The sequence below is a fragment of the Sulfurihydrogenibium sp. genome (assembly GCF_027448985.1).
In the GTDB taxonomy this organism is placed as follows: Bacteria; Aquificota; Aquificia; order Aquificales; family Hydrogenothermaceae; genus Sulfurihydrogenibium.
Genome location: NZ_DAIDMN010000187.1, coordinates 1 through 541 on the forward strand (window position 1 = coordinate 1; position 541 = coordinate 541).

The 541-nt window shown below is 40.1% G+C and carries 1 pseudogene; it reads left to right on the forward strand.

Annotation, left to right across the window (positions count from 1 at the left end):
- A pseudogene (locus tag NE054_RS08500) lies at window positions 1-541 on the forward strand (5-methyltetrahydropteroyltriglutamate--homocysteine S-methyltransferase); the annotation flags it as partial.

Sequence of the window (541 nt, forward strand, 5' to 3'; positions counted from 1 at the left end):
AAAAGTTGCAAAAGAGCTAAAGGCGAGACACTGGGTGTATCAAAGAGATGCGGGAGTGGAGTTTATAAGCTCCAATGATTTTTCGCTTTATGACAATATGCTTGACACTTCCGTAATGCTGGGTGCGATTCCAAAAAGATTTCACCACCTAAAGGGTGAAGAGCTTTACTTTGCAATGGCAAGGGGCAATGATGAGTGCGTAGCTATGGAGATGACAAAGTGGTTTAACACAAACTACCACTACATAGTTCCTGAATTAAATCTTGAAGAGAGTTACGCGCTTAATGCTTCAAAAATTATAGACGAGTACCGTGAAGCAAAAGCTCTTGACATAAAAACAAAGATAAATATCATCGGTCCTATAACATATTTGGGGCTTAGCAAAAGAGTTGACCGCGGCGATGTTTATGAGCTTTGGAGCAAAATAGTGCCGATTTATGAGGAGCTTTTAAAAGTCATAAGCACTCTTGATGATGAAGTGGTCGTGCAGATAGATGAGCCGATTTTTGCGAAAGATTTGGACGCTAAAGTTCTTAGTCTT